We start from the raw sequence: 5,039 nt of genomic DNA on the forward strand, positions 1-5,039 counted from the left end.
GCGTGTAGGAGATGTCGCTGTTTCCCTTCTGCGTTGAGTCGCTGGGGGTGAGGAACTCGCATGTGAGGTGTCCGTAGAACTCGGCGCGAAGCGCGAACCCGTCGGTTCCGCTGTCTGCGTAGGTCACTGTGCCCTTATGGACAGCATGCAAGGTTCCCTCGGTGTCGTGGAACTGAATCGTCAGGGGGGTTCCAACGGCTGCGGGGCGCCCCAGCGCTTTGAGGATGATCTCGGTCTTGGTGTGGGTTCCGCGGATCAGCTCGGGGCCATCGATAGTGACCTGCTTCACCACGTCGCGGGGAAGTAAAACATCACCCGACGCGCCGAAACGCATGCTGCGCTCGAACTGCCTGCGAATGGACTCGTGCTCGGGACGGAATCCTAGATTGAGTGAAGTGGTGATGGGGGAAAGGGCTGCGGCGGAAGGGTGCTGGGGCCGGACGGTCACCGTGGTGCAGTCACCACGTCGGGCGAAGTCGTAGCCCCAGTGCAGGTCTGTCGAGTCGGTGAGATCACCGAGATCAGCGAGCCGCTGGTGAAGCTGGCCAGCTTCACCGGTCAATGTTGCCCTTTCGAGTCCGTATGCTTCGACGTCACCTCTTAGGAGGTTGCGAGCGAGGTATCGATAGACACCCGGATCGTCGACGACAAGGTCGTCCAGTTCGGTTATTCCGACGATGTTGACTGTTGGTGGGGCGATGCCCTCCTTCGACAGGGTGCGGTGGGCTTCGAGTGCAAGGACGAACTGGCGTTCTCCCTTGGTCAGTTTGGCTGGCACTACCAGGAACCACTCGGATGGGGGCGGCAGAAGCTTCATCGCGGTCACGAATGATCCGGCGATCTGACGTTGGCGGGTGCTTTTGAGGTTGCCGCTGAATCCGTCGGGGAAGTGCTTGATTTGATAGATGCTTCTGTGCCCGTCGGAGTGCTGGACTTCGACGTCTATTCCCCCGTCACCGCCGCGTCCATCGGGACAGATAACGGTTGCGCCGGCGCCCTCCCACTTGCGGCGTAGTAGTACCTCGACGATGCGTTCGAACTGTTCACGGCTGAGCTTCGACCAGTCGATAGTTCCGGTCCCGGTAGACATACCCACTCCTCTTCGTTCCTGAGCTTTGATTATTGCGGCGGAGACGGACACGAAGCCGTCGTCGCAGGACGAGAGGGCGGAGTGTGTGAAGGATGCGGGTATGACGGTGTTGACTGCGCGCGGGTGGTGGCTGACCTGCACTACCTGGCGGACACCTTGAGCGTGGCGTGGGAAACGTTGAGGGCAGGACGCCGAGACGTGCTCGGTGCTCGGTGCCGTCGACGAGATGTCGGCGCTTCGCTGCCGGTGTCGGGGCGGTGTCGACCACCATCCGCCGACCCTGGTTGTTGATCTGACCGGTGCCGACTTCCTCAGTCAGACCGGCTCGTACACGAACCTGGTGGACGTAAGCGTTCAGGTGTCCCCGGGCTGTTGCACCGCCGAGACACGCCGACGCCGCCCCTCCCCGTCACGCGTCGGTCTATCGGTAGGTCGCAGCGGTGTCGACCTTGAGCCATCGCTCGGCGCGGGCGATGCTGAGAAGTGCAGGCAGTGTCGTCTGATCGCCCGACCCGGACCTGTCTTCTGGCTCGGTCGCTGGTGCGGGTGCTCGGAGTCGATTGAGCGCGTCCAGCTCGGCGTCTGTGGTGTCGCCGGTGACCGGGCGCTTGCCCAGCCAGCCGAAGCGAGCGATCTGCTCCGCGGCGCGCAAGACTGTACGCCGTCGCCCTTCAGAGAGCTCCCCGAGAACCTCTGTGAGTTCGGGGAGCAGTTCGGATACAACAGGTCCCGACGCGACGGACCACAGCGCCAGTGCCCACTCTGCTCGGCTGAGGTCGTCGTTGTCGATAGCCTCCTGTTGCTTGCGCCACCAGTCGGCATCGCGGGAGTGCGCGTGGGTCTGAGCAAGGAGCTCGGTGGGGTGGCCCGCGGTTCCGAACGCCGTCGCCTCGGCGCACTTTTTGTATGAAATTCCGAACGGTGAGGCAGCGCCGATGATCGCGATTTCCGAGGCGATCCAGCAACGACCGGCGTGCTCATGTACCGCTGCGGCGGTGTTCGCCCACGGGAAGGTGCTGCCCTTGTAGCCGGACCTGAACGCACGTTCCTTGGCGATGTGCTCCCATGGCGAACGGGATTTCCTCAGCTGGTTGATCGCCTCGGATCTACGGCGTTTCGCGCTGTCGTCACCGGAGAGAAACCCGGTCTTGGAGCTGGTCAGGAATTCTCCGGGCGCGAGAGTGACAGCGACTTGCGCTGGCATGGAGTAGGTCGACGTGACGCTGGGACACTCCCCGTTCAGCACCGCGGTCAGCAGCGCCGCCTCGAACGTGCTACCGGACTCTGCGGCGAGACCTGTGCTGAGGAAGAGTTCGGCGGCGCCGTCGGACAGGTCCATGTCCTCGAACGTCACGGTGATCCCGGCACCGGCCTCGCAACAGGCCCCGATCGCGAGCCACGCGTTCTGCTGGGCTGTGCCGATCGCTCCGGTGAGCTGTTGGTACCACCATGTCGCGAACGCGCTGCGCTGGCTGAGCAGTTCCCGCAGTACGCGAACTCGCTGCAGGTTCGCGGCATCGCTCGGGTTCTTGCTGATCAGTGCTGTCAGTCGCAGCCAGGTCGGATCGTCGCCGTCCTCTTCGGGGAGGGCGGGGAGTCCGGGGAGCGCCACGATGTCCCGGCGATCGAGTGCGGACAACAGCATCGCGGTTCCGGTGTCTGAGCAGAGTGCGGTCAGCACCTTGCGGGCTTCGCGCGGGCGGCGCAGGAATACACCGTCTGTGAGCAGTGCCCACGCAGCGAGGTAGGACGCAGGAGACGAGTTCTGCGCCAGTTCCTGTTCGATGCCGGCGGTCAGCGTGTAGACGCCGTTGCCCTTTGCGTTTCCCCCGTAGAACCTCGCGGTGTTGAGCCAGTATGGGCGGCGCAGGAGTTCGCGGAGCACCGTTGCGCTGTCGAAGTCGGCGTTGTCCTCGCCAGCGTTCTGATACAGGAACCGCGCGGCGAAGTACTCACGCAGCGAGAGAACTTCGAACTCGTAGGTGCCGTCAACCTTGCTGGTCAGGGCCCACAGACGGTCGCTCGCGCCCTCGAATAGTTGATCGACGATTGACTCACGGTTGCCGTAGGTGCGCTGAAAGTGGAGCATCGCCGCCTTCAACTCGTGGATGCTCATGCGTCCGTTGATCTGCGATTCTTCGGTGTGGGCATGGAGGTACCAGCCGAGGAACGGGATGATCTCAAGGAGTTCCTCCTTGTGGTCGCGAACGGCCTTGGGGTGCTTGTTTGCCTCTCGCGCGAGGAGTAGCTCGACGTACTTGTCGTAGAGGTCGGTTCGTTGGGTGGGGGTGGCCGCTCCTTGCTGGTGGAGGAGGTCCAGCAGGATCGTCAGCTGCATCGGGTTGCCGGCGAGTTCGTGGATATACGGTTCACGGCTTTTCTCCTGGAAGCTCTTCCGCAGCGTGCGGCCGTCCCTACTCTTGATGCCCCGGACGGCGCACCATTTGCGCAGGTAGTCCGCGCGCTGATCACCTGTGAGCTGATTGAGTGTGATGATCTGGAACTTGTCCGGCTCCGGCTCCGGCAGTTCACCCGCGCTAGGTCGCGTGGTAACGATGACCTTGAGCGGTTCGGTGTAGGTCTTCCCTCGGCTGGCAAACGCGTTGATCTCGTTGACGACGCGGCGTCGGATGCTGGCGCTGCCGACTTCGTCGAGTCCGTCGAGTACGACGAGGCTGGGAACTCGCTCGAAGATGTCTTGCACCATCGCGGCAGTGGTGGTGATGCCGCCGCTCTCATACGTCATCAGGTCGGCGAGGAAGCATTCGATGGTTGCCTGCTCGCCTTTACGTGCCTTCACCTTCGTCGATTTGCGGTCATCGGAGTGGTCCCACACGTCGTTGCCGGCGAGCCATAGCGCGTAGTCGCTCAGGTCCAACCTAATCGGGAATCGAGGATTCTCCAGCTCCGGCAGGGCTTTGGGTCGCTCAGATTCTGGTTTGAATGCGCTGCGGTGCACCTGGCAAACGAACTGGCTGAGGGTCGACTTGCCCTGTCCAGGAGCGCCACGCACCAAGGTGAAGGGTGCCGGCGTCTGTAGCAGGTAAGAGGCCACCCCACCGAGAGGGCGCGACGTGCGCGATTGCAGCTTGGTACTCGTCGGGGAGTGGACAAGGTCAGCGGTGATGTCGACGAAGAGGTCGACCACCCTCTCCCGATCTACGTCAGCCTGGCTGAACTTCACCCTTTGGTCATCGTCCCACTGCGCCGCGGCGACCTGTCGGATCAGCTTGCGTTCTGCTTGGTTCTTGGTAGCGCCGACTTGCTCAGCGACTAGGAACCGGATGAGATCCCATCCGGCGAGCATGTCGGCGTAGGCCCACTTAGTCGAGTCTGGAGCATTGTCAACCCACGGGTTAAGGGCTTCGCGCCAGATGCAGGTCATCTGTTCGTAGCCAAGGTTCTTCGCGTGTGACTTCAGCTTCTTGTCCAACTGGTCGAAGGTACCGGTTTCGGGTTTGGCGGTACTCGCCACGTTGGTGACCAATACGTAGTCCTCTATTCCAACCCGAAGGTACCGGTGCTGCCGTCGGGAACTCGAATACTCCCCTTCTATTCAACCTGGAGACCCCGACACTGGTGCTTCCAGGTTGAAGAAGTGGGGTGTGTTGGGGCTTGGTGTGGAGGTGGTGTGTGGGGGGTGTTGGGGTTCGACGGAGGGCGGGTTTTGAATTGTGTTGTGGCGCAATAACTGTTGTGGATCTGGTTGGTGTGGTGTGGGTTCGGTGGTGTTTGCGCGTGTGGTGTTGGGTGTGTGCTCGTGTTTGTTTGGGGGAGTGGGTGTTTCGGTGTTTCGGGTGTCGTTTCGGTTTTCGTGGGTGGGGTGTCGTGGGATATGATGGGGGCAYGATTTCGGGACGGGTTGAGAGCAGCGTGACGGGCCGTGGTGTGGCGCGCGTAGCGCGCCCCCGTCTCTCGTTCCTTATGGTGGGCCTCGCGGTGGTGACGG

2 protein-coding genes are annotated in these 5,039 nt (G+C 62.4%); both read right to left on the minus strand.

Going from position 1 to position 5,039, the window contains the following annotated elements:
• A partial coding sequence (locus AB4Z09_RS28790) for a hypothetical protein (RefSeq protein ID WP_442241356.1) occupies positions 1-1,090 on the minus strand: 1,090 nt, incomplete at its 3' end.
• A gap of 421 nt (positions 1,091-1,511) precedes the next feature.
• Positions 1,512-4,577, minus strand: coding sequence for an NACHT domain-containing protein (locus AB4Z09_RS28795; RefSeq protein WP_442241357.1), 3,066 nt, complete (start codon positions 4,575-4,577; stop codon positions 1,512-1,514).
• Between the last annotated feature and the right edge of the window lie 462 nt (positions 4,578-5,039).

The sequence above is a fragment of the Rhodococcus sp. TAF43 genome, from assembly GCF_052113525.1.
Lineage (GTDB): Bacteria > Actinomycetota > Actinomycetes > Mycobacteriales > Mycobacteriaceae > Prescottella.